The 22,099-nt window shown below is 67.8% G+C and carries 20 protein-coding genes; 14 read left to right on the top strand and 6 right to left on the bottom strand.

Annotation, left to right across the window (positions count from 1 at the left end):
* The first annotated feature begins 276 nt into the window (after nucleotides 1-276).
* Nucleotides 277-1,746, top strand: a complete 1,470-nt coding sequence (locus tag H7F51_RS03660; protein ID WP_185662848.1) for a DEAD/DEAH box helicase — start codon at nucleotides 277-279, stop codon at nucleotides 1,744-1,746.
* Between the two features lie 166 nt (nucleotides 1,747-1,912).
* On the opposite strand, the gene H7F51_RS03655 is transcribed toward H7F51_RS03660, so the two are convergent.
* Complete coding sequence (locus H7F51_RS03655; RefSeq protein WP_185662847.1) at nucleotides 1,913-2,521, bottom strand: outer membrane protein; 609 nt, start codon at nucleotides 2,519-2,521, stop codon at nucleotides 1,913-1,915.
* A 389-nt stretch (nucleotides 2,522-2,910) separates the two neighbouring features.
* On the opposite strand from H7F51_RS03655, the gene H7F51_RS03650 reads away from it, so the two are divergent.
* From H7F51_RS03650 to H7F51_RS03605, 10 genes are all read left to right on the top strand, one after another.
* Complete coding sequence (locus H7F51_RS03650) at nucleotides 2,911-3,591, top strand: sterol desaturase family protein (protein WP_246447790.1); 681 nt, start codon at nucleotides 2,911-2,913, stop codon at nucleotides 3,589-3,591.
* The gene (locus H7F51_RS03645) at nucleotides 3,558-4,025 is read left to right on the top strand and encodes a DUF2141 domain-containing protein (protein WP_343061191.1); all 468 of its coding nucleotides are present in this window, start codon (nucleotides 3,558-3,560) and stop codon (nucleotides 4,023-4,025) included. Before H7F51_RS03650 ends, H7F51_RS03645 begins: the two co-directional genes overlap by 34 nt.
* 46 nt (nucleotides 4,026-4,071) lie before the next feature.
* Nucleotides 4,072-5,355, top strand: coding sequence for an MFS transporter (locus tag H7F51_RS03640; protein ID WP_246447700.1), 1,284 nt, complete (start codon nucleotides 4,072-4,074; stop codon nucleotides 5,353-5,355).
* Nucleotides 5,356-5,459: 104 nt separating this feature from the next.
* On the top strand, nucleotides 5,460-6,821 hold the full coding sequence (locus H7F51_RS03635) for a PAS domain-containing protein (RefSeq protein WP_185662844.1): 1,362 nt from the start codon (nucleotides 5,460-5,462) through the stop codon (nucleotides 6,819-6,821).
* Between the two features lie 142 nt (nucleotides 6,822-6,963).
* On the top strand, nucleotides 6,964-8,331 hold the full coding sequence (locus tag H7F51_RS03630) for a M48 family metalloprotease (RefSeq protein ID WP_185662843.1): 1,368 nt from the start codon (nucleotides 6,964-6,966) through the stop codon (nucleotides 8,329-8,331).
* Nucleotides 8,332-8,340: 9 nt separating this feature from the next.
* On the top strand, nucleotides 8,341-9,114 hold the full coding sequence (locus H7F51_RS03625) for a DsbA family protein (RefSeq protein ID WP_185662842.1): 774 nt from the start codon (nucleotides 8,341-8,343) through the stop codon (nucleotides 9,112-9,114).
* 123 nt (nucleotides 9,115-9,237) lie between these two features.
* Nucleotides 9,238-10,398, top strand: a complete 1,161-nt coding sequence (locus H7F51_RS03620) for a sensor histidine kinase (RefSeq protein ID WP_185662841.1) — start codon at nucleotides 9,238-9,240, stop codon at nucleotides 10,396-10,398.
* A 54-nt stretch (nucleotides 10,399-10,452) separates the two neighbouring features.
* Complete coding sequence (locus tag H7F51_RS03615; protein WP_185662840.1) at nucleotides 10,453-11,247, top strand: LytR/AlgR family response regulator transcription factor; 795 nt, start codon at nucleotides 10,453-10,455, stop codon at nucleotides 11,245-11,247.
* 40 nt (nucleotides 11,248-11,287) lie between these two features.
* Nucleotides 11,288-12,145: a carboxylating nicotinate-nucleotide diphosphorylase gene (gene nadC, locus H7F51_RS03610; protein ID WP_185662839.1), complete on the top strand. Its 858-nt coding sequence runs from the start codon at nucleotides 11,288-11,290 to the stop codon at nucleotides 12,143-12,145.
* 5 nt (nucleotides 12,146-12,150) lie between these two features.
* Entirely contained in the window at nucleotides 12,151-12,834 is a 684-nt protein-coding gene (locus tag H7F51_RS03605; RefSeq protein WP_343061190.1) for a ribonuclease T2 family protein, read from the top strand.
* Here H7F51_RS03605 and H7F51_RS03600 read toward each other — a convergent pair.
* Nucleotides 12,831-13,286 (bottom strand): nucleoside deaminase, encoded by a 456-nt coding sequence (locus H7F51_RS03600; protein ID WP_185662838.1) that lies wholly within the window; start codon nucleotides 13,284-13,286, stop codon nucleotides 12,831-12,833. The two genes, H7F51_RS03605 and H7F51_RS03600, sit on opposite strands and share 4 nt — an antisense overlap.
* A 113-nt stretch (nucleotides 13,287-13,399) precedes the next feature.
* On the opposite strand from H7F51_RS03600, the gene rpmB reads away from it, so the two are divergent.
* On the top strand, nucleotides 13,400-13,690 hold the full coding sequence (gene rpmB, locus H7F51_RS03595) for a 50S ribosomal protein L28 (protein ID WP_185662837.1): 291 nt from the start codon (nucleotides 13,400-13,402) through the stop codon (nucleotides 13,688-13,690).
* A 373-nt stretch (nucleotides 13,691-14,063) separates the two neighbouring features.
* Here the strand turns inward: rpmB and H7F51_RS03590 are convergent, their stop codons facing one another.
* From H7F51_RS03590 to xseA, 4 genes are all read right to left on the bottom strand, one after another.
* On the bottom strand, nucleotides 14,064-17,198 hold the full coding sequence (locus H7F51_RS03590) for a TonB-dependent receptor domain-containing protein (protein WP_343061189.1): 3,135 nt from the start codon (nucleotides 17,196-17,198) through the stop codon (nucleotides 14,064-14,066).
* A gap of 299 nt (nucleotides 17,199-17,497) precedes the next feature.
* A complete protein-coding gene (locus H7F51_RS03585; RefSeq protein WP_185662835.1) occupies nucleotides 17,498-18,343 on the bottom strand; it encodes a M23 family metallopeptidase in 846 nt (281 codons plus the stop codon).
* Nucleotides 18,344-18,347: 4 nt separating this feature from the next.
* Complete coding sequence (locus H7F51_RS03580; protein WP_185662834.1) at nucleotides 18,348-18,554, bottom strand: DUF2093 domain-containing protein; 207 nt, start codon at nucleotides 18,552-18,554, stop codon at nucleotides 18,348-18,350.
* 26 nt (nucleotides 18,555-18,580) lie between these two features.
* Nucleotides 18,581-20,050, bottom strand: a complete 1,470-nt coding sequence (gene xseA / locus H7F51_RS03575; protein WP_185662833.1) for an exodeoxyribonuclease VII large subunit — start codon at nucleotides 20,048-20,050, stop codon at nucleotides 18,581-18,583.
* On the opposite strand from xseA, the gene purD reads away from it, so the two are divergent.
* Nucleotides 20,049-21,344, top strand: coding sequence for a phosphoribosylamine--glycine ligase (gene purD / locus H7F51_RS03570; RefSeq protein WP_185662832.1), 1,296 nt, complete (start codon nucleotides 20,049-20,051; stop codon nucleotides 21,342-21,344). The genes xseA and purD overlap by 2 nt on opposite strands.
* Before the next feature lie 50 nt (nucleotides 21,345-21,394).
* Nucleotides 21,395-22,075, top strand: coding sequence for a type 1 glutamine amidotransferase domain-containing protein (locus H7F51_RS03565; RefSeq protein WP_185662831.1), 681 nt, complete (start codon nucleotides 21,395-21,397; stop codon nucleotides 22,073-22,075).
* Nucleotides 22,076-22,099: the final 24 nt, after the last annotated feature.

Here is a 22,099-nt window from a genome sequence, read left to right as displayed (position 1 = left end):
CTAACCCCCGGTTCCGGTAGCGCCACCCCTTCCCATCTTGCACTGCAACGTAATTTCCTTGCGCGGGGAAACAATATCGCCTAGGGGCCGCTCTCGTGACCGGCGCGTGGCCCTTGCCAGCGCAGTCGCCCGCAGCGTGAGGTCCGTCTCTCAAGACGCAGGACCGCGGGGGGACGAACGGCCACCATTCACCCGCTTCCCATTTCACGCACGGGTCGCTCGTTGCGAACCCCTGCTTGCCGTGCGCCTTTTGCGCGCGGCCCATGAAAGATCCTTATGTCCTATTTTACCGAACTCGGCCTCGCCGAACCGATCCTGCGTGCGCTCGGCGCCAAGGGCTACTCCGATCCGACCCCGATCCAGCGCCAGTCGATTCCGGCCCTGATGGAAGGGCGCGACCTGCTGGGCATCGCCCAGACCGGCACCGGCAAGACCGCCGCGTTCTCGCTGCCTTCGCTGCACCGCCTTGCCGCCGATCCCAAGCCGCTCAAGTCCGCCTCGTGCCGGATGCTGGTGCTTTCGCCCACCCGTGAACTCGCCGCCCAGATCGCCGACAACATGAAGGGCTATGCCAAGTTCCTGAAGCTGCACGTGACCTGCGTGTTCGGCGGGGTTCCGGTCGGCAAGCAGGCCCGCGCCCTGACCCAGGGCACCGACATCCTCGTTGCCACCCCCGGCCGCCTGCTCGACCTGATCGACCAGCGCGCCCTGACCCTGCGCAACGTCGAGATCTTCGTACTCGACGAGGCCGACCAGATGATGGACCTCGGCTTCATCCAGCCGCTGACCCGCGTGGCCGCCCTGCTGCCCAAGGACCGGCAGAGCCTGTTCTTCTCGGCCACCATGCCGCAGGCGATCGCCGACCTCGGCAAGCGCTTCATCAACAACCCGGTGCGGGTTGAAGTGGCGCCGCAATCGACCACGGCCGAGCGGGTCGAGCAGTACGTGACGATGATCAACCAGGCGGAAAAGCAGGCCCTGCTGACCATCAGCCTGCGCGCCGGCCTTGCCGACCAGTCGATCGACCGCGCCCTCGTCTTCACCCGGACCAAGCACGGCGCCGACCGCGTGGTGCGCCACCTCGCCGCCGCCGGGGTCAAGGCCGCCGCGATTCACGGCAACAAGAGCCAGGCCCAGCGCACCGCCGCGCTCGAAGGCTTCCGCCAGGGCAACACCCCGATCCTCGTCGCCACCGACATCGCCGCGCGCGGGATCGACGTTTCGGGCGTGAGCCACGTGTTCAACTTCGAAATCCCCAACGTGCCCGAGCAGTACGTGCACCGCATCGGCCGCACCGCGCGCGCCGGGGCTGACGGCGTGGCCGTGTCCTACGTGGCGCCCGACGAAAAGCCCTACCTGCGCGACATCGAACGCCTGACCAAGGTCAAGCTCGAGCCGCAGGCCCTGCCCGAGGACTTCCTCAAGCAAGCCGCCAGCCTGCCCGCCGCCAAGCGCGTCGAACCGGCCGCGCAGCAGCCGCGTGGTGGTGGGCGCCGTGACAGGGGCCGCGATGGTGGCCGTGGCCGTCCGCAGGGCGAACGTCGTGACCGTCCGCAGGGTGAGCGCCGGGATCGTCCGCATGGCGACCGGCCCCACGGTGATCGCCCGCAGGGCGAGCGTCCGCAGGGCGACCGCCGCGAGCGGGCCGAGGGCGAAGCCCGCCCCCAGCGCAGCTTCCGTCCGCGCGGCGGGGCCAATGGCGTTGGCGCCCACGCGGGCAAGGTTCGCCGCACCGGGCGGGGTTGATCCACTTTACAGGTTTAGTGATTGAAGGGTGATTCTGGGGCCTTGGGCCCCAGACCCCGGAACGTCTTCCGGCGTTGGCGCGACGCGGGCTGAAAACCCGCGCGCTGAGGATGCGCCGGGCGATTCACTTGCTATCGCCCGGCGCTCCGATCACCAACCTGTCCTGTCAGAAGTTGGCAACAAGCGCAGCCACGACCTGATGCCGCTTGGCATCGACGCCGAGCGCATACCCGGAATATTGGAACTGACGGTAATCCGAATAACGGTATTCAAGCCGGGCGCGAAATACGCCGAAGGCCTGTTCAACGCCACCGCCTAGGCGCCAGCCATCGACGCTGCTGCCCGCAGAGCTGGTCGAGCCGCCGCTGGTGTAGGACACAGTGGCGCGGCCATTGACGTAGCCACCCTTGACATAGACCAGCGTTGACGGCGCCATGATGATCCCACCGCGAACGCCGAGGTAGAGATCGCGTCCAGCCTTGATCTCCCCACTGTCGCCAATCACGACTAGGTTGTTTTCGCGCTGCTTTGCGGTTGATCCGCTAACTTCGGCTTCCACGCCCACGAGGCCGCTGCCAACGAGGGCGTCATATCCGGCTATCGCCCCGAAGACGAGGCCATCCTTCTTGACCGAGGTCCCAAAGCCCGAGAGGATCACGTGATCATAGCCAGCGAGGGCTCCGGCATAAATACCGCCGAAATCAGGTGCTTCCTGTGCCTTCGCAAATTGAGGAGCAAATGGCAATGAAAGCGCTAAGAGCGAATACTTGAGCATGGCAATTTGCCTCCCTTTTAATTATGAAAATAGTCATCACGCGAATGTATTTTTGAAAATTGGATAAATTCGACATTTCCTTTAATCGTGTTACTCCTGTTGCCGCATTGCAACACAATAAAACTCCCCTGCAGCCCAAATCGATCTCCGTTTCAGCGGCCACGCGGCAGGCAGGATAGACTCCCGCCTTCGCAGGACCGACGGGGCTGCGGTGTGGAAGACTGCCCCGGCTGCAACCTCAGCGCCGGGAGACGTTTTGGGGTCTGGGGCCCTTGGCCCCGGAATCATCCCTTCTTCGCTCTTCGCGATTCCCTTGGCTGCGCAATTCGGGCATGGCCGGACAAGTGAGCGAGCCCACCATCCTTGCTGCCTTGCTGTCGGCCCTCGCCATGACGGCCATCGTCGGCGTTCGCTATTTGCTGGCGAGCGGGGGGTTTGCGCTGGCGACGCGGGGCGTGCGGCCGGGGCTTTATGCGGGGCTGGATCGGCAGATCCGCTCGGAGATCGGGTGGTCCTTGCTTTCGGCGGCGATTTACGGGGTGCCGGCGGGGATTGTCGCCTGGGCCTGGCAGGCGCTGGGGTGGACGCGGATTTACACGGGGCCGCATGACTGGCCGCTGTGGTATCTGCCGGTTTCGCTGCTGCTTTATCTGTTCGCGCACGACACGTGGTTTTACTGGACGCATCGGTGGATGCACCGGCCGAAGTGGTTCCGGATCGCTCATGCGGTGCATCATGCCAGCAAGCCGCCGACGGCCTGGGCGGCGATGAGTTTTCACCCCATCGAGGCGATTACCGGGGCGGTGGTGATCCCGGCGCTGGTTTTCCTGATCCCGATTCACGTGGGCGTGCTGGCGCTCGTGCTGACGATCATGACGGTCATGGGCGTGACCAATCACATGGGCTGGGAGATGTTTCCCCGCGCGCTTGTTCATTCGCGGTTGGGCGGCTGGCTGATAACGGCGAGCCACCATCAGCGCCATCACGAGCATTATCAATGCAATTACGGGCTCTATTTCCGGGTGTGGGATCGGCTGTGCGGCACGGATCGGGGCTTGTCCTCGCCCTGATCTGGGCGGGAAGCGGACTGGCGGAAGAGGCGGCTCCGGCCGCGGAGCCGGCGGGCGCGAGCGAGGACGTGAGCGTGACCGTGGTGGGCCTGCGCAGCGGCAAGGGCAAGGTGCTGGCCTGTTTGACGAGCAAGCCCAAGACCTTTCCCGATTGCAGCAAGGACCCGGCGGCGAAGCGGGCGATCGTGGGTGCGGCCAAGGGCGAGGTGACGTTCGATTTCGGCGCGGTGGCGCCGGGGACCTATGCCGTCTCGCTTTTTCACGACGAGAACGGCAACGGCAAGCTCGACACGATGATGGCGATCCCGCGCGAGGGATACGGCTTTTCGCGCGATGCGGCGGTAATGTTCGGGCCGCCGCGCTTTGCCGCTGCCGCCGTGGCGGTGGAGCGGGCGGCGCTGCATCTCAAGGTGAAGATGCGCTATCTTCTGTGATTTGCGAGGCTTGACCCGGCAGCGCCCTGCCCCCATCGGGGGAGCAATGGCCGAGCCGAGCGAAACTCCTGCTGCCGCGCCCGAGGGGGCGCCCACTCCGCCTCCCGCCCCGCGCCCGATGCTGGCCCCGTTTCACTATCCCGCCTTCCGCGCGATCTGGACGGCGAACCTTGCCTCGCAGCTCGGCTCTTCGATCCAGGCGGTGGGCGCGGCCTGGCTGATGACCGAGCTGACCCCGTCTCACACGCTGGTCGCCACGGTCCAGGCCTCGAGCTATGCGCCGATCCTGCTGGTCGGGCTGGTGGCGGGGGCGATTGCCGACAATTACGACCGGCGCCGAGTGATGCTGGTGGCGCAGTGGGCCATGCTGGTGATCTCGGCCGTGCTGGCGGCGCTGACCTATGCCGACCTGATCGGGCCTTACAGTCTGCTCGCCGCGACCCTGCTGGTGGGCACCTTCACCGCGTTCAACGCGCCGGCTTGGCAGGCATCGGTGCGGGCGCAGGTGGGGACGCGCGACCTGCCGCAGGCGATTTCACTCAACACGATTGCGGTCAACCTCGCGCGCTCGGCCGGGCCGGCGCTGGGCGGTGTGCTGATCGCGGCGACCAGCGTGGCCACCGGCTTTGCGATCAACGCGATCTCCTATGTGGCGATGATCTGGGTGCTGCTGCGCTGGCGGCCGGAAGTGCCCTCGCCGCTGCGCGGGCCGATGCTGCGCTCCATCGGGGAGGGGCTTTCGTTCTGCGCGAAGTCTGCCCCGGTGCGGCGGGTGCTGCTGCGCGGGCTGGCGATGGGCTTTGGCGTGGCCGCTTTCCAGGCACTGGTGCCGAGCATCGTGCGCGACCGGCTGCACGGCAGCGAGACCGTGTTCGGGGTGGTGCTGGCCGCCTTCGGGATCGGCTCGATCGTGATCGCGGTGTTCATCTCCTCGCTGCGGCGCAGGATGGGGGCGGAAAAGGTGATGGCGCTGGGCGTGGCGCTTTATGCGGCAAGCTATGTCGGGCTTGCGCTTGGCCAGTCGGTGATCGTGGCGATCGTCTGCGCCTTTGGCATCGGGCTGGGCTGGAACACGCTGATGACCACGATCAACGTGGCGATGCAGCTGCGTTCGCCCGAGCATATCCTTGGACGGTGCCTGTCCACCTACCAGGCGGTGACCTTCGGTTCGCTGGCGATCGGGGCCTGGGTCTGGGGCAAGGTGGCCGACCTGATGGGGCTGCCGGCCTCGCTGCTGATGGCGGCCGGGCTGCTGGTGGCGGCGCAGGTCGTGCTGTGGATGTTCGCGCCGATGCCGGCGCCGCACGAGGGGCGCGTGACGCCGCGCTAGAGGCGCTGGCTGCGGCCGCGCCGGGCTGGCGCAACTTAACCGTTCTTCAACCATGTTGCGCCAGAACCTGTGCCTGACAGAGACAGCACGAGGATTTGTTCGGCATGGATACGTTGCGAGGGCCTTTCGGGGACTATTCCGAGGCCGACGCCTATGACCCGGCCGAGGACGAGATCGTCGATGACACGCCGCCGCCGGCGATCGGCCAGGACGAGCGGCGGATGCAGGTGCGGGCCTATAACCACTGGGCCAGCCTGCTGGGCGATCGCCCCTTCCCGCTGATCGCCGACCTCGAGACCGGCTCGCTGCCGGAATTCGATCCCTATGCCGTGCTGCTCGACTTTGCCGAGGGGGTGGAAAACCCGATCGTGCGCCACATCGGCGCCGCGCTGGCGGCCGAATCGCAGGTTGATCCGACCACGATCCGCACCCTTTCGGACGTGCCGGGGCGCTCGCTGCTCTCGCGCATCACTGACCATTACATGCAGATCCTCGCCAACGAGGCGCCGATCGGGTTCGAGGCCGAATTCGTCAACCAGCGCGGCGGGACGATCCTCTATCGCGGAATCCTGCTGCCGTTTTCGGGCTCGATCTCCAGCCGGGGGATCGACCAGATCTACGGGGTGATCAACTGGAAGGAACTGGCCGACCGGAAGACCACCGAGGCCCTGATGAGCGAGATCGACCAGGCGCTCAAGGCCCCTGCGCGGGCGCCGCGCGCGCTGGGCCCGATGACCGGCTGGGCCGATGGCCCGGCCGACCTCGCCCCGGGATTCGGCGCGGGGATCGCGCCGGGCTTCTCCATGGCCGAGCCGCAGGACGTGCTCGACCTTGCGCTGATGCCCGAGGCGAGCGAGGACGCGCAGGACCTGGCCGGCATCCTTGCCTCGGCCCGGGCGCTTGCCGCCGCGGCGCAGGGGGCGGAAGACCGCAGCCACCAGGCGCTCTATGCCGCGATCGGGCGGGCGCATGACTTTGCCCTGGCCGCCGCCGGCCAGCCGGACGACCTTGCCGGGATGATCGCCGAGGCGGGCATCGCGCTGCAGGAGCGGGCCCCGCTGATCCCGGTGGTCAAGCTCGTGTTCGGCCCGGCCTACGACAAGACCCGCCTCACCGAATATGCCACGGTGCTGGCCCATGCCGACCGGATCGGGCTGGGCGCGGGCGACCTGGCCGCGTTCATCGGCGCGGCGCCGGGCGGGCTCAAGGGCGTGGTCCAGCTCGAGCGGCGCCTGAAGCGCGGCGACGGCGGGCGCGAGGAAGTCCTGCGGGGCCAATTGCGCGAGGCCATGACCCGCAAGCTGCGCGACCTGCCGACCCGGCCGCTACAGGCCCTGTCCGGCGCGGACAGCGAATTTACCCTCGTCCTCACCCGCCGCACGGCGCTGGGTGAAGTGGTGGTGGTTGGCGATCTCAGCGCCGACGAGGCCCTGTTCGAGCGCGCGGCGCGGCGCCTGCTCGGCTGAACCGCCGGGCAAGAAACGAATTACCCCGGAGGGCGCCGCGGCAAGACCGTGGCGCCTTTCCGCTTTTGCGGCTAGGCCGGCACCGATGATCAGGACGCCGCGATTTAAGCTGCCGTTCAGGGCAAGAGGCGAAGGTGCGGCCATGCGCACGCCCTTCCGTTTTCTTTCGCGCGCGGCGGCCGTGCTGATCGCCGCCGGGCTTTCGATCAATGCCGCCGCCGCGCAGTCGATCCTGCGCGACGCCGAGACCGAGGCCCTGTTCCGCGACATGGCGAGCCCGCTGGTCAAGGCCGCCGGGCTCGATCCCAAGAACGTCGACGTGGCGCTGGTCGGCGACCGGTCGATCAACGCCTTCGTGATGAACGGGCAGACGGTCTACCTCAACGCCGGACTGATCGAGGTGGCCGACACGGCCAACCAGGTCCAGGGCGTGATCGCGCACGAGCTGGGCCACGTGACCGGCGGCCATGCCATCAGCGGCGAGCAGAGCGCCAAGGAAGCGGGCACGATCAGCCTGCTCTCGCTCCTGCTCGGCGCGGCGGCGGCCGTGGCCGGGGGCGGCGAGGCCGGGATGGCGGCGATGATGGCCGGGCAGAGCGCGGCCATGGGCAAGTACCTCTCCTTCAGCCGCGCGCAGGAAGCCCAGGCCGATGCCGCCGGGGCCTCGTTCCTGTCGGGCGCGGGGATCACCGGCAAGGGCTCGATCGAATTCTTCAAGAAGCTGGAGGCCGAGGGCTATCGCCGCGGCTATAGCCAGGCCGATCAGGACGTGTTCCTCTCCACCCACCCGCTGGAGGGCGACCGCATCGCCGTGCTGCAGGAATCCTACCAGAAGGACCCGGCATGGCTGCGTCCGAGCGATCCGGCGCTGGAGGCACGCTTTCGCCGGGCCAAGGCCAAGCTCTACGGCTATCTCGCCGAGCCGGAGGATACGCTGAAGGCCTATCCGCTGACCGACAACTCGGTTCCGGCGCGCTATGCCCGGGCCTATGCCTTCCACAAGGAGGCCTACCTCGACAAGGCAATGGGCGAGGTCGATTCCCTGCTCAGGGAAGCGCCGCAGGACCCCTATTTCCTCGAGTTGAAGGGACAGATCCTGCTCGAGGCGGGCAAGCCGGTCGATGCCCTCGCCCCCTTGCGCGAGGCGACCGAGCTGACCGGCAACCAGCCGCTGATCGCCACGACCTTCGGCCACGCCCTCGTCGCCACCGAAGACGCGAAGAACCTTGCCGAGGCGCAGCGCGTGCTCAAGGCGGCCGTGGCGCGCGACCGCGAGAATCCCGATGCCTGGTACCAGCTGGGCGTGGTCTATGCGATGAACGGCGACATGGTGCGCGCCCGCATGGCCAGCGCCGAGCAGCAGGTCATGGCCGGGCGCTGGGCCGAGGCCAATGCCAGCGCCCAGGCGGCCATGGCCGGCCTGCCCAAGCAATCGCCCGACTGGCTGCGCGCGCAGGACATCTCCTATCAGGCGAGCGCGCAGATTGAACGCGGCAAGAAGCGCAAGTAAGGCCGGGCGATGAGCGATACCAACCCGAGCCAACGCCGGCGCGCCCGGCTGATCAACGCGGCCCTCGCCCTCGGCTGCGCCCTGCTCGGCGCCGCCGCCGGATGGTACTGGCAGGCCGGCTCGATCGGCGCCGACGGCAAGGGCGCCCTGCCCGAGCGCGACAGGGTGGCGGTGGAGCAGGTGGTTCACGACTATCTCATGGCCCATCCCGAGATCCTGCCCGAGGCCATGGCCGAATATGACCGCAAGAAGAACCTTGGCGAGCTGAACGCGGTGCGCGGCGCGGTCGAGCAGGCCTCGCTCGGCACGGTGCTGGGCAATCCGCGGGGCAAGCTCACCCTCGTCGAGTTCACCGACTATGCCTGCGGCTATTGCCGCCACAGCGTGAGCGACGTCGATGCCCTGATCGCGGCCAACCCCGACCTGCGCGTGGTCGTGCGCGAGCTGCCGATCCTCACCCCCGCCAGCGCCGATGCCGCCAAGATGGCCATCGCCGCCGCCGAGCAGGGCCGCTATCCGCAGTTCCACCAGGCGATGTTCGCCTCTGGCCGCCCCGATGCCGGGACCATTGCCGAGGCGGCCCGCGCCGCCGGGATCGACATGGCCCGGGCGCAAAGGGTGATCGCCGATCCGAAGACCGAGGCCGAACTGGTCCGCAACCTCGACCTTGCCCGCCAGCTCGGCTTTTCCGGCACCCCGAGCTGGGTGATCGGCGATGCCATGATGACCGGCGCCGTGGGTGCCGACCGGCTGGCCAAGGCCGTGGCCGACGCGCGCAGCTGAACGGGACGGAGCGTTAACCCCGCCCCCATCTAAACCGTTCTTATTCGAAGAATTTAAGTCCCGGCGGGGAGGCCGCGCCCCTTGCCCTTTCGTTTCTGTGCCAAAATGGGCTAGGCTGAGATCATGGCCGTTCTGCCGTTTCGACCCACGCCGTTCTTTGCCAACAAGAACCAGGCCTTCTGGCGGCTTCAGGCGCTCGGCTGGGGCGGGGCCCTGCTGCTCAGGGCCATGTCGAGCCTGGCCAATGGCCAGCCGCTCTCGTTCCTCGTGCTGGTGCTGATTGCGACGATCACTGGCTGGTCGATCTCGCTGATCCTGTCGGTGGTCTATCGCCAGCTGATCACGCGGCGGCCGTTGATCACCTGGGGGGTGACCGCGCTGGTCCTGCCGCTGGCGGTGTTCCTTTATGCCTTCATCGACGCCTGGGTGATCGGGCTCTACCGGCCGGAGAGCGGGGCGAGCTTTGCCCAGCTCCTGATCGGGGTGTTCTACCTTGACCTGACCCTGCTGGGGGCCTGGTCGGCGCTCTATTACGCGATCAACTTCTACCTGCAGGTGGAGGAGCAGAACGACCAGTTGCTGCGGCTGGAGAACCAGGCGACCCAGGCCCAGCTGGCCATGCTGCGCTATCAGCTCAACCCGCATTTCCTGTTCAACACGCTCAACTCGATCTCGACCCTGGTGCTGCTCAAGCAGACCGAGCCGGCGAACGCGATGCTGACGCGCTTGTCGGCCTTCTTGCGCTATACCCTGATCAACGAGCCGACCGGGCGGGTGACCGTGGCGCAGGAGGTGGAGACGCTGCAGCTCTATCTCGGGATCGAACTGATGCGCTTCGAGGAGCGGCTGCGCACCCAGTTCCGCATCGACGAGGCGACCAAGCCGGCCCTGCTGCCCTCGCTGCTGCTTCAGCCGCTGGTCGAGAACGCGATCAAATATGCCGTCAGCCCGCAGGAGAGCGGGGCCGAAATCACCATCATCACGCAACTCGTCGGGGGGATGCTTCGCATCACCGTCTCCGACACGGGGCCGGGATTGCAAAACGCCTCGGCCGACAACAGGGTATCGGGCGTGAGCTTTGATGGTGGAGAACCCGTATCGACCGGCGTTGGCCTGGCCAACATCCGCGACCGGCTGGCCCAGGCCTATGGAGACCAGCACAGGTTCGAGACCTTTGATCCGCCCGAGGGTGGATTCACCGTTCTCATCGAATTACCGTTTGAACGGCGCGAGGCGGCCCCCATATCGGCGGGGGTCGGCCGCGCCGCGCTTGCGGTGAATTGAAACCAATCGCGCCCCCGTCCGTAAAGGGAGCGGGAGCAAGGAAGGTTTGACTAAATGACGATTCGCACGATCCTCGTCGATGACGAGAAACTAGCGATCCAGGGCTTGCAGCTGCGGCTCGAGAAGTTCCCGGACGTCGAGATCATCGACACCTGCTCCAACGGGCGCGAGGCGATCCGCAAGATCAAGACCGAAAAGCCCGACCTCGTCTTCCTCGACATCCAGATGCCGGGGTTCGACGGGTTCTCGGTGGTCAAGGGGGTGATGGAGATCGAACCGCCGCTGTTCGTCTTCGTGACCGCTTACCAGGAGCACGCGGTGCGCGCCTTCGAGGCCAATGCCGTGAACTACCTGATGAAGCCGGTGGACGAGGACCGCCTCGCCGACACGCTGGAGCGGGTGCGCACGCGCCTTGCCGAAAAGCGCAGCGCCGAAGAGGCGGAGAAGCTCAAGAGCGTGCTGGCCGAAGTGGCGCCCGACGCGATCGACACCATGCCCGAGGAGGGCGACGGGGCGGGCCGCTACGAAAAGCTCATCAACATCAAGGACCGGGGGCAGATCTTCCGGGTCGACGTCGATTCGATCGAGCATATCGAGGCGGCGGGCGACTACATGTGCATCCGCACGGCCGACAATTCGCTGATCCTGCGCGAGACGATGAAGGACCTGGAACGGCGGCTCGACCCGCGCGTGTTCCAGCGGGTCCACCGCTCGACCATCGTCAACCTCAACCAGGTGCGGCAGGTGAAGCCGCATACCAACGGCGAATGCTTCCTCGTGCTGGATTCGGGCGCACAGGTGAAGGTGAGCCGGTCCTATCGCGACGTGGTGGCGCGGTTCGTTCATTGATGGTCTTGCGCTGAGCGGCGCGCTCGGCGAAACGCTGGCCATGACCTTCTCCGTTCCCGGTTTCGACCTTGCCGCATTCGTGTCCGCCACCCTGGCCGAAGACCTCGGCGAGGGCTGGCCCGGCGGCGGGCATGACGTGACCAGCGAGAGCGTGATTCCCGCCGGGGCGCGCTTTGCCGGGGTGATGGACAGCCGCGATGCCATCGTGGTCTGCGGGCTGCCGATCGCCGAGGCCTTCTTCCGCGCGCTCGATCCCGAGGTGGAGATCGAGATCCTTCACCCCGAGGGAGCGGTCGTGCCGGCGGGGACCGACCTGATGCGGCTTTCGGGCAAGGCGCGGGCCATGCTCACGGCCGAGCGTTCGGCGCTCAACACGGTGCAGCACCTTTCGGGCATCGCGACGATGACCCGGGACTATGTCGACGCGATGGGCGGGAACGCAATCCTGCTCGATACCCGCAAGACCATCCCGGGGCTGCGGCACCTCGAGAAGTATGCCACGCGGACCGGCGGGGCGCAGAACCACCGGCTCGGGCTGTGGGACGCGGCGATGATCAAGGACAACCACGTCGCCGTGGCCGGCAGCGTCGGCCAGGCAATCGGCTGCGCCCGGGCGGCGGGCGTCAAGGACATCATTTGCGAGGTCGACTCGCTCGACCAGATCGCCCCCGCGCTCGCTGCCGGCGCCACCCACCTCCTGCTCGACAACATGAACCCCGACACCCTGCGCGAGGCCGTGGCCCTGGTGGCGGGGCGCGTGCCGACCGAGGCTTCGGGCGGGGTGCGGCTCGACACGATCGGGGCGATTGCCGCGTGCGGCGTGACCTACGTTTCGGTCGGGCGGCTGACCCAGAGCGCTCCGGCGGCGGACATCGGTCTGGATTTCACGCCGCTGTGAGGGCGGTGCTGGCCCTGTTGGCGCTGGTCCCGGCGCCTGCCCTCGCGCAGGCCTATCAATGCAGCATACCCGAGCGGATCGCGCCGGTAGAGCCGGTCAGGCCCGACGGGCCGGTGCGCAAGGTGCCGGTGGCGGGCTATACCCTGGCGGTCAGCTGGTCGCCGGAATATTGCCGGGGGGCGCGCGACCGGGATTCGATGCAGTGTTCGGGGCGCAATGGCCGGTTCGGCTTCGTTCTCCATGGATTGTGGCCCGAGGCGGCCGCCGGACCGCCGCCGCAGTGGTGCGCACTGCTGCCGCGGCCTTCCGTCGATACCGTGCGGCGCAGCCTGTGCACCACCCCGGTGCCGTGGCTGATCGAGCATGAATGGGCCAAGCACGGCTCCTGCATGGCGACGACGCCCGAGGCCTATTGGGCGATTGCCCGGCATGTCTATGCGCGCTTCCAGTGGCCGGACGCGGCGAAGCTCTCCTTCCGGCCGGGGCTGACGGTGGGCGCTCTCAGGCAGGCGGTGATCGCGGCCAATCCGGGGCTGAAGCGCGAGGCGATCGGCGTGCTGGTGAGTAGCACCGGCTGGCTGCGCGAACTGAGGATCTGCCACAACCGGCAGTATCGCCCCGTAGCCTGCCAGCGCGATACGCTGGGCCCGGCCGATTCGCGGGCGCTGAAGATCTGGCGCGGGGCCTAGCGTTTTTCGCGGAAGAAGCCGCGCAGGAGGTCGGCCGCCTCGGCCTCGCCCATGCCGGAATAGACTTCGGGGCGGTGCAGGCACTGCGGCTGCTCGAACACCCGCGCGCCATGTTCGACCGCGCCGCCCTTGGGATCGGGCGCGGCGTAATAGACCCGGGCGATTCGGGCGTGTGAAATGGCCCCGGCGCACATCGCGCAGGGCTCCAGCGTGACCCACAGCTCGCAGCCTTCGAGCCGTTCGGTGCCAAGTGCTTGGGCGGCGGCGCGAATCGCAAGGACCTCGGCATGGGCGGTGGGATCGCTCAGCGTGCGGGGCTGGTTGTGCGCCGAGGCGATCACCGCGCCGTTCTTGACCAGAACCGCGCCGATCGGCACTTCCCCCTCGCCCGCCCCGGCGCGCGCGGCTTCAAGCGCGAGGCGCATCGGTTCGGGAAGTGGCCACTTGGTCATGATGCCGTCCTAACCCGCTAAATAGCCGGGGACAACTTGACCTTGGGAGGGTGAATCGGTAAGGGCGCGCTTCCTCCGGAAACGGATCACAGATTCTCACAGCGAGTTTAGCCATGTCCCGTATTTGCGAACTGACCGGCAAGGGTCGCCAGATCGGCCACAACGTCAGCCACGCCAACAACAAGACCAAGCGCGTGTTCCTGCCCAACCTGCAGAACGTCACGCTTCTGTCGGAAGGCCTGGACCGCAGCTTCAAGTTCCGCGTGTCGACGCACGGCCTGCGCTCGGTCGAGCACAATGGCGGCCTCGACAACTGGCTGCTCAAGACCTCGGACGGCAAGCTCAGCCCGCGCGCCCTCAAGGTGAAGCGCGAGCTGGCCAAGAAGGCCGCTATCGCCGCCTGAGCCGCAAGGCTCGTCGGCTGAAGGGCGCGCCGGGTGACCGGCGCGCCTTTTCGCTTGTCTGCGATCCGCGCGCCAGGTTCGCGGGAGCCAGCCGCGCGCAGCGCAGGAATTCAGCAAGCTGGCAAAAGAGGATTTCTGGGGCCATCGCCCCAGACCCCGAATCGTCTCCCGGCGCCAATGTCGTGTCGAAGGCTGCCGCTGAGAGCCACCCCATCGCCGGGAGACGAACTGGCGTGCAGGGGTATCAACCCCTGCCTATATCCCTGTTCTTCAGTCCAACATTTGATCCGCTTCGCGCAGGCGCGGCCGGTCCCAACGAAAAGGGCCGGCCCCTTGCGGAACCGGCCCTTCGCTCAGGCGGTGCGCCCCCTGTTCAGTAGCGCTTGCGCGCGGAGATGGTGAAGCGGCGGCCGAGGGCATCGTTGATCGAGCCCGCCGTGCTGTTGGCGCCGGGGATGTAGTAGCCGAAGTAGGACTGGCCTATCCGGTTGAACAGGTTGGTGACCGAGAAGGTCAGGCGGAACCTGTCGGCCGTGCTCAGCCAGATCGAGGCATCGACCGTGGCATAGGGATCGTAGTGATCGATCTCGCGCGTGTCGTTCGGGCTGGGGCCGCGCTGGGTATAGGCGAGAGCCTGTGCCCCGGTGACGTTGACGTTGGTCGACAGGCCCCACGCGGGGGCCGCATAGCGCAAGCGCAGCTGGCCCTGGAACTTGGGATCGCCGACCAGCCCTTCGGACTGGGTGGGGGCCACGCCGGTAATGTCGACCAGCCGGTTGCGCAGGAAGAACATGTCCGCGCCCAGCCCCAGCGAGCCGTTAAGGCCGATCCGGTCAAGCCCGGTGACATAGTCGACCGTGGCCTGCACCGCGTCCATGGTGATGCGCTGGCCGTTGACGTAGCCGATGGTCACGCCCGGGTTGCCCGGATCGTTGAGGATGGCGCCGGTCGAGGTGCGCTGGATCAGCGAGCAATAAACGTTGCCGTTGGCGGGATCGGCCGTGTTGAAGGTGGGATTGTCGAAGCAGCTCTGGGCAATGCCACTGGTGGCCGCACTACCCGCGCCGAGGAAGGTGATCGGGTCCTTGACCTTGATATTGACGTAGTCGACCGCGATCGAGAGGCCGGGCACCATGCGAGGGCGCAGGATCACGCCATAGGTGAAGCTGTCGGCCCGTTCGTTGTGCAGATTGGGATTGCCCCCGGTATAGCCGGCGACGGTGACCGTGCCGGCGGCGGGCTGGCCGTACTTGGCGATGAAGGCGGCGCAGTTGGCGGCGCGCACGGCCGGGCTTGAGCCGGCGTTGATATTGGCGGCGGCGCAGGGTTCGTACACGGAGACAGCGGTGCTGACCGTACGGGGCGAATAGAGCTCGACGATCGAGGGCGCGCGGAACGAGCGCGTCACGTTGCCGCGAAACTCGATGTCGGACACCGGAGCGAAGGCCCCGCCGACGGACCACGCGGTGAAATCGCCCTTGGCCGAGGAGCTGTTGACCTGACGAACGCGGGCGAAGGCTTCGAGCTTGGAGATCAGCCAGTTGTTGGCCGGGGTCACCAGCGGGACGAGGACTTCGCCGAATTCCTCATCGAGCTGGTAAGTGCCGGACAGCGGCTGCACCGCCGCCAGGCGGCCGAGCCCCTGCTGGATGAAGGTATCGGGCGTGAAGCTGCCGGTTTCGGCGTGATGCTCGAAGCCCGCGTTGAACGAAACCGGATTGGAATTGAGATCGAACGGCGAGCCGCCGACGTTGATGTTGGCGACGAACTGTTCGAGCCGCGAGCGGTTGACCGTGTCGTGCCGGATATAGGCCAGCGCGGCCTGCGAGGCAGCGCCCGAACCGAACAGGTTGAGCGGCTGGCAGGCCGAATCGGCGACCGGGGTGACCAGCGTCGCGCTGGTGATCGAGATCACCGTGGCGGTCTGCGCGGTGGTGCAGACGATCTGGCCGTTCACCGAGGCGACGTTGATCGCGTTGATGAACTTCTGCTGGTCGAGATCCTGATAGTAGTCGACCACATCAGTGCGGCCGTAGTCCAGATAGGCCTCGAAGTTGAAGCTGCGGCCACCGAAGCTGAAATCGCCTTCGAGGCTGGCCACGCCGCGATAGACGTCGCTGGTGGTCTTGCCCGAGGGATCGGTCAGGTCGGTGTTGACCCGGCTCATCGTGAAATTGGTGGTGTAGCCGGCATTGGCGAGGGCCTGCTTGGCCTGGGCCGAGAGGAACGGGTTGGTGACCAGGAACTGCAGGGCGCCCGAGCGGCCGGTGTTGATCGCCGAATTGTAGCTGGGCTGGGTGACCAGCTGGTCGCCGGTGCTGTGCGACCAGGTGCCATCGAGGCTGAGGCGCAGGTGATCGCCCAGATCGTAGGTGGCGAACAGCGCGGTGTTCAGCCGCTTCACGCCCGAGACGATCTGGTTGTAATCGTTGAGCTTGAAGCCATCGCCACCCGAGGCGCGCACGGCCGAATTGGCGGTGAATCCGGCAACCCCGGTGCTGGCGGCACTGAGCGCGGAGCCGAACAGGGTGCCGGTGTTGAAGGCGACGAGGTTGCTGCCCGAATCGAACTGCAGGGCGAAGGCCTTGTTGCCGGCCGAGAGCACACCGTTGGTCGAAAGCGTCGGGCGGGTCTGGTTGAGGATCAGGACCGTGCCGGGATAGCCGTCGGTCGTGCTGTCGTTGAAGCCGATGTTCGGGTTGAGGCGGCCGTCGGTGGCAGCAGTGCGGCCGCTGGGCCCGAGCGCGGCGGCGAGCGCCGAGGTGGGGTTGGCCGTGGCGACGACGCCGGCGCGGTAGAACCAGCGGTCGTTGTAGAGCACCCCGTCGGAACGGTCATAGCTGATCGCACCGGTGATGTTGCCGCGCCCTTCGGCGAAGTCGAAACCGCCGACGGCCGAGAGATTGATGCGGAAATTGTCGCCCTCCTCGGTGATCCCGGAGGTGGCGGAGAGATCGAGGCCGGTGAAGCGGCGCTTGAGGATGAGGTTGACCGTGCCGGCGATTGCATCGGTGCCGTAGACCGGGGCGCCGCCGATGCCCACGCGGTCGATCCGGTCGACCAGGATGGTGGGGATCGTGTTGAGATCGACCGGGGTGCCGGGCGTACCGCTGAGCGAGGGGACAAGCGAGGAAACTTGGCGCTTGCCGTTGACCAGCACGAGCGTGCGGTTGACCCCGAGGCCGTAGAGGTTGGTGAAGTTCATCCCCTGGCCGAACACCGTCTGGAGGCCCTGCGGCGTGGTCGAGCCGCGCACGCCGGGACTTTCGTTGATCGCGTCGGCGACGTTGGTCAGGCCGCGGTCCTGCAAATAGTCCGCCGAGATCGTGACGGTCGGTTCCGGGTTGGTCAGGTTGGGCAGGCGGATGCGGGTGCCGGTGACGATGATGCTGTCGTCCGCGGCGGCGCCCGGCGCTTCCTGCGCATGGGCCAAGCCGGAGCACAGGCCGATGCCGAGGGCAAGCGGCGCGGCGCCATGGCGGATGATGTTACGAACCCCTGTCTTCACGTCTGACCCCCTGTCCGCGAGACGCGCGCCGTTTAGCCCTATCGCGTTCGCCGCCGGGCCCCTGACCCGGCGAAAGTGTGCAACCACGGCCTTGTCGGCCCGCGATTTCCGTCCTGATTTGGGACATCTACCCGCGCGGGCCGGCTCGGCAACTAATTTCGGATGGTAATCATTTCCTTTCGGATCGGACCCATCCGCAGGGTCGGACATAGGGAGTAATGGTTAACAAGAGGTTCGGAGGAGACTCGCGCCCGGCGCGATTTGGGCAATGTTCGTGTAAATAAATATTGCCGGACAGGTTACATTGCGGCCTCGGGAAGGAACAGCAATGGATCGAGCCGGGCATCGCCCCAGCGCAGGCCCCAGTGCAGGTGGGGGCCGGTGGCGCGCCCGGTCATGCCCACTTCCGCAACCGATTGCCCTTGGGCTACCCGGTCCCCCCGCTTCACCTTGTGAGCCGAGCAGTGGAGCAGCGCGCTCGACAGGCCCATGCCGTGATCGATCATCAGGAGCTTGCCCTCGAGGGTGAAGGGCGTCTCGGCGGCGAGGATCACCACCCCGTCGGCCGGAGCGAGGATCGGCGTGCCGGTGGCGGCGGCGAGGTCGAGCCCGGTGTGGTAGGAGCCGGGTTCGCCCCGGTAGATCCGCTGGGCACCAAAGCGGCCGGAAATGCGGCCCGGCACCGGGCGGATCATCTGCTGGCGCCAGCCGTCGGACTGGATCTTGTGCGAGCGCGCCTCGGCGATCTGGGCGATTTCGCCGGCACGGATGCGCTGGAATTCCTCGCTCGGTACGGCGGGCGGGCGCAGCGGGGTGTCGACATTCTCGATCTGCCACGCGCGCGGGCTGATGGTGAGCGGCAGACGCGCAACCGGACGGCCGTCGAGCTTGCCGGTGATGAGGGCGGCGGGCTTGGCGTCGCGGTCGAAGGCAATCAGGAAGAGGCCGGTGGGATCGCTGCGGACCGGGGCGCCGTCGAGATCGAGCGCGAGGCCGGGGCTGGCTTGCCCGCGCGCCCAGCCGCCTTGCGTCAGGCGGCTGGCGGTGAGGGCCAGCGCGGGGGCGGTCTGGGCGTAGGCGCGGCCGGAGAGCACGGCGAACCCGCCGCCGATCAGGGCAAGCGCGTCGCGCCGGTCCGCCCGCATGGGGTCAGGCCTTGCCGAGCAGGCGCTGGGTGGCAAGTTCGGGCGAGGCGTAGGCTTCCTGGCGGGTGACCGACCAGTAGCGCAGTTCCTCCAGCGATATGGCCTTGCCGCTGACCGCGCAGATCACGTGGCTGCCGTGGGTGATGACGCGAAATCCGTTGGCCTCGAAATGGAGGGTGGCGGGACGGTCCGAAGCGTTCTTCATCAGCATCGCGGCATTCTAGCAGCAGGCGCCGCTCAGAACAAATCGCCCTGTGTGGCGGAGGGCGGCTTTGGGGCGGAGCGGGGCGGGCGCGGGGTGGCCGGCCCGGTTCCGGCAGTGGGCGCGACGGTCAGGGCGCCGTCGTGGAATTCGAGGGTCATCGCGGCAAGGGCGGCGGCGGCGGCCTTGCCCGGGACGACGTGGCCATCGGGACCCGTGACCAGGGCATAGCCGCGTTTCAGGGGCGCGCGCGGATCGAGCTGGAGGCGCAGCCGGTCAAGCGCGACGAGCCGTTCGCGGGCATGGTCGATGCGCCGGGTCAGGTCTTCGGCGCGCAGGCGCACGGCGGCGAGGTTCTGCCGGGCGTGGCGGACCTGCGCGGAGAGCAGCGGCGCGGAAAGGCGCCCGGCGCTGCGGTTAAGCTGGTCGCGGGCGATCACTATCCGGTCGGACAGGCCGCGCCGCAGCCGTTCGGCCAGATCGTCGAGCTTCTGGGCGCGGGCCTCGACCAGCACCTCGGGCCGGGGCAGGCGCTGGGCACGGGCTTCCAGCCGCTCGCGCCCGAGCTGGACCGGACGCAGGGCGCAGCGGCGCTTGCGATAGGCCAGTTCGGCGATCTGGGCGGCGAGTTCCTCGCGGACCGGCACGGCCATTTCGGCGGCGGCGGTGGGGGTTGGCGCGCGGCGGTCGGCAGCGAAATCGGCCAGCGTGGTGTCGGTCTCGTGCCCGACCGCGCTGATCACCGGGATGGTCGAGGCGGCGATGGCGCGGACCACGACCTCCTCGTTGAACGACCACAGGTCCTCGATCGAGCCGCCGCCGCGCGCGACGATGACGAGATCGGGCCGGGGCACCCTGCCCCCGGCGGGAAGCGCGGAAAAGCCGCGCACGGCAGAAGCCACCTGCTCTGCGGCGCCCTGCCCCTGGACCAGCACCGGCCAGACGACCACGTGGCTGGGGAAGCGGTCAGCGAGCCGGTGCAGGATATCGCGAATCACCGCGCCGGTGGGCGAGGTGACGACGCCGATCACTTGCGGCAGGAAGGGGATCGGACGTTTGCGGCGGGGATCGAACAGGCCCTCGGCCTCGAGCCGGGCCTTGGTCTTGGCCAGCAGGGCGAGCAGGGCGCCCTCGCCCGCGATCTCCATCCGGTCGATCACCATCTGGTAGTTCGAACGGCCGGGATAAGTAGTCAGCTTGCCGGTGGCGATCACCTCCACCCCGTCTTCCGGCATAAAGCCGAGGCGCTGCGCATTGCCGCGCCACATTACCCCGTCGAGCCGGGCGCTTTCGTCCTTGAGCGAGAGATAGACATGGCCCGAGGCCGCCCGCTTGACCCCGGAAAGTTCGCCCCGCACCCGCACGAAACCGAAACGATCCTCCACCGTGCGCTTGAGCAGGGCGGAAATAGCGCTGATCGAGAGCGGAGCGGCGTTGTCGCCGGGGGTGTCTTTCGCTACCAGCCCGGCAGCATCCGGATCATCGAAGGGCGAAGAAGCGGTCATGAACATCCTGCTGTTGGGCTCGGGCGGGCGCGAACATGCGCTGGCGTGGAAGCTGGCGCAATCGGCTTTGCTGACGGGTGGCGGTAGACTCTACGCCGCGCCGGGCAACCCGGGAATTGCAGCCCACGCCGAATTGGTCGGCCTTGAGGCAACGGACCACGCCGCCGTGATCGCCTTCTGCGAGGACAAGCGGATCGGCCTCGTCGTGATCGGGCCGGAAGCGCCGCTGGTCGATGGCCTCGCCGATTCGCTGCGCGGGGTGGGGCTTTCCGTGTTCGGGCCAGGCAAGGCCGCGGCCCAGCTCGAGGGTTCGAAGGGATTCACCAAGGACCTCTGCGCCCGCGCCGGTATTCCCACCGGCGGCTATGAGCGCGTCACCAGCGAGGAAGCGGGCCTTGCCGCCGTGCGCCGGTTTGGCGCGCCGGTGGTGATCAAGGCCGACGGGCTTGCCGCCGGCAAGGGCGTGACCGTGGCGATGGACCTCGACACGGCCGAGGAAGCGATCACCGAGATTTTCGCCGGGCGCTTCGGCGCGGCGGGGGCCGAGGCCGTGGTCGAGGAATTCCTCGACGGCGAGGAGGCGAGCTTCTTCGCCCTGACCGACGGTTCGACCATCGTGCCCTTCGCCTCGGCGCAGGACCACAAGCGGGTGGGCGAAGGCGACGTCGGACCCAATACCGGCGGCATGGGCGCCTATAGCCCGGCGCGCGTCCTGACCCCGGAGCTGGAGCGCGAGGCGCTGACCCGGATCATCGCCCCCACGGTCAAGACCCTGGCCGACGAGGGCATGCCCTATTCGGGTGTGCTGTTCCTCGGCCTGATGCTGACCGCCAAGGGGCCGCAATTGATCGAGTACAATTGCCGGTTCGGCGACCCGGAATGCCAGGTCATGCTGATGCGGCTCGAATCCGACCTTGGCGAACTGCTGCTGGCCTGCGCGGAAAACCGCCTTGGCGCGATCCAGCCGCCGCGCTTTTCGGATGACGTGGCCCTGACCGTGGTCATGGCCGGCGAAGGCTATCCGGGCGAGCCGAAGAAGGGCGGCCTGATCAAGGGCCTTGCCGCTGCAGAAGCCACCGGAGCCAAGGTGTTCCACGCCGGGACCACCGATTGCCCGGACGACGTGCTGCGCGCCAACGGGGGCCGCGTGCTCAACGTGACCGCGCGCGGCGCCTCGGTCTCCGAGGCGCAGGAGCGTGCCTATGCCGCGGTCGACCTGATCGAAGCGCCCGAGCTGTTCTGCCGCCGCGACATCGGCTGGCGCGAAGTGGCGCGCGAGAAGGCCCCGGCCTGATCGCCGCTGCCTGAACCCCTGCCCCCGCCTCTCTCCCTGAAAGCAGTGCCATGACCAAGATTCTGATGGTGCTCACCTCCCACGACAGCCTTGGCGAGACCGGGGAGAAGACCGGCTACTGGTTCGAGGAATTCGCCGCGCCCTATTACACGTTCAAGGACAACGGGGCCGAGATCGTGCTCGCCTCGCCGAAGGGCGGCCAGCCGCCGCGCGATCCCAAGAGCGATGCGCCCGATGCACAGAGCGAGGCGACCGAGCGTTTCACCGCCGACGCCGAAGGCCAGGCTGCCCTCGCCGCGACCCTGCCGCTGGGCGAAGTCGACGTGGCCGCGTTCGACGCGGTGTTCTACCCGGGCGGCCACGGCCCGCTGTGGGATCTGGCCGAAAGCGCACCCTCTATCGCCCTGATCGAGACCGCGCTGGGCGCGGGCAAGCCGGTGGGCCTCGTCTGCCATGGCCCGGCCGCGCTGCGCCGCACCCGCGCGGCGGACGGCGAACCGCTGGTAAAGGGCCGCCGCGTAACGGGCTTTTCCAATAGCGAGGAAGCGATCGCCGGGCTGACTGCGGTCGTCCCCTTCTCGATCGAGGACGAGTTCAAGGCACTGGGCGGGCTTTACGAGAAGGGCGAGGACTGGTCGGTCCACGCCGTGGTCGACGGGCAGCTCGTGACCGGGCAGAACCCGGCCAGCTCCGTGGCGACCGCCGAGGCCGTGCTCGCCCTGCTCGGCTGAGCCCGGCCTTCGGCAAGGCGGCCT

The sequence above is a fragment of the Novosphingobium flavum genome (genome assembly GCF_014230315.1).
GTDB lineage: Bacteria > Pseudomonadota > Alphaproteobacteria > Sphingomonadales > Sphingomonadaceae > Novosphingobium > Novosphingobium flavum.
This window is presented reverse-complemented; position numbering and strand designations above follow the sequence as displayed.